Source organism: Deltaproteobacteria bacterium, assembly GCA_009930495.1.
GTDB lineage: Bacteria > Desulfobacterota > Desulfovibrionia > Desulfovibrionales > Desulfomicrobiaceae > Desulfomicrobium.
On the sequence record RZYB01000322.1, the window covers coordinates 1 to 1,939 of the forward strand.

At 57.4% G+C, this 1,939-nt stretch carries 2 protein-coding genes and 1 rRNA gene; 1 reads left to right on the forward strand and 2 read right to left on the reverse strand.

From position 1 onward, the window contains the following. Positions 1-404, reverse strand: a 16S ribosomal RNA gene (locus EOL86_14280); the annotation flags it as partial. A 429-nt stretch (positions 405-833) separates the two neighbouring features. Next, on the reverse strand, positions 834-1,121 hold the full coding sequence (locus EOL86_14285) for a hypothetical protein (GenBank protein ID NCD26740.1): 288 nt from the start codon (positions 1,119-1,121) through the stop codon (positions 834-836). Between EOL86_14285 and EOL86_14290 the strand changes: the two genes are divergently transcribed. Further along, positions 1,120-1,674, forward strand: coding sequence for a LemA family protein (locus EOL86_14290; GenBank protein ID NCD26741.1), 555 nt, complete (start codon positions 1,120-1,122; stop codon positions 1,672-1,674). The genes EOL86_14285 and EOL86_14290 overlap by 2 nt on opposite strands. Positions 1,675-1,939: the final 265 nt, after the last annotated feature.

The following is a 1,939-nucleotide window of genomic DNA, read 5'->3' on the forward strand; positions in this document are numbered from 1 at the left end:
CCCATTGCGAATGATTCTCGACTGCAGCCTCCCGTAGGAGTCTGGGCAGTATCTCAGTCCCAGTGTGGCTGACCATCCTCTCAGACCAGCTAACCGTCATAGCCTTGGTGGGCCGTTACCCCGCCAACTAGCTGATAGTGCACGGACTCATCTTCAAGCGACAGGCCTTGCGGTCCCCGCCTTTGGATTCTCCGACATGCGCCGGATCACCACATTCGGGATTATCTCCCCTTTCGAGGAGCTATACCCAACTTGAAGGTAGATTATCCATGTTGTACTCACCCTTCCGCCACTGTCCTCCAAAAGTCCTTGTCCGAAAACTTGGACCTTCAGATTCTCGTTCGACTTGCATGCCTAATCCACGCCGCCAGCGTTCGTTCTGAGCCAGGATCAAACTCTCCATATGAATATGGGTTCAAACCGTCGGTTGCCCGCCGGTTCGAGTTTGCTGATCCTTAATCGACAGGCCGGCTTTAGGAAACCGACCCGATCTTAAGAATTAACTTATAGACTCAACACAAGCTGTTTGTACTTACCACACCACTTCTGATTCGAAGCGGTGTTACATGAATGTTTATTCCGTTTTCAAAAGAGCAAAAAACGCGCAAAATCCCTTACACCCTTTCCCTGATTCGTTCAAGGGCTTCCGGAATCGCGCAGCGGCGAGTAAACTCGCTCGCTTAATTGATCCTGCGTACTCTAACCGTCGACTGGCTTATTTGTCAAGCGGCCAAAACACATTTTTTAACAGAACCAACCTGTCCCTTCATCGGTCGCTCGCGCAACCCAATCCGTTCAAGTGACGCGAAATCTACGCGGACCGCCCCGCGCCGTCAATCCCTTTTTTCGAAAATTTTTCGCTTTCGCTCAATACCCTTGATTTCATTGGCCGAAATCGCTGCAAAATTTTTCGATATTCCGTTTGCGGGGGCCGCAAAAACCGCCGGCGCGGAGCCGATCGGGCCATGCGCCGGGCATTTTTCCCGCGCGCGCCGCTCCTCATCCGGGCCTCTATTCGCCCGATTATTGCGCTCTCCGCTTGCGTTTTGCGCCGCGCCGCGTATGCTGTGTCCCGACGTGCGCGCACGCATTTCGCCCGCGCCAGCAAAGGATGAATCCATGACGCCCCTCTTCGTTTTCCTCGCCATTCTAGCCGCACTGGTGCTTTGGTTCGTCTCGATCTACAACGGCCTCGTGCGCCTGCGCAACGTCGTCGACAACGCCTGGGCGCAGATCGACGTGCAGCTCAAGCGCCGCCACGATCTCATCCCCAACCTCATCGAAACCGTCAAGGGCTACGTGGGCCACGAACGCGGCACGCTCGAGGCCGTCACCAAGGCCCGCACCGACGCCATGCGCGCCCAAGGCCCGGCCGAAGCCGGCCATGCCGAAGCCGCCCTGTCCGGCGCCCTGCGCGGCCTCATGGTCAACGTCGAACGCTATCCGGACCTCAAGGCCTCGGCCAATTTCCTTGCGCTGCAAGAAGAACTGTCTTCCACCGAAAACAAGATTTCCTTCGCCCGCCAGGCCTACAACGACAGCGTCACCCGCTACAACACGCAGATCCAATCCATTCCGGCCAATCTGGTTGCGGGTCCCGCCGGCTTCTCCGCGCGCGAATTGTTCGAGCTGACGGATGCCGCGGAACGGGCCGTCCCGCAGGTGAAGTTTTAACTTCATATGCCTCATCGGATTATCGGATTCAAGGTAGGGACGCCTTTCCGAGGCGTCCGGCTGTTCCTGCCCTCCCGTCACCTGTCTCCTGTTTTCTGGTTGCCTGACTCATGAGCGCTTTGATGTGGGAAGCCATCTCCGCCAACCAGCGGCGCTCCGCGCTGCTGATTGCCTCGTTGGCGGCCTTGCTGGCGATCATGGGCATGGCCATCGGATTCCTCATGGGCGGCAAGCCCCAGACCGCCTATTTCGGCGCCTTCGTCGG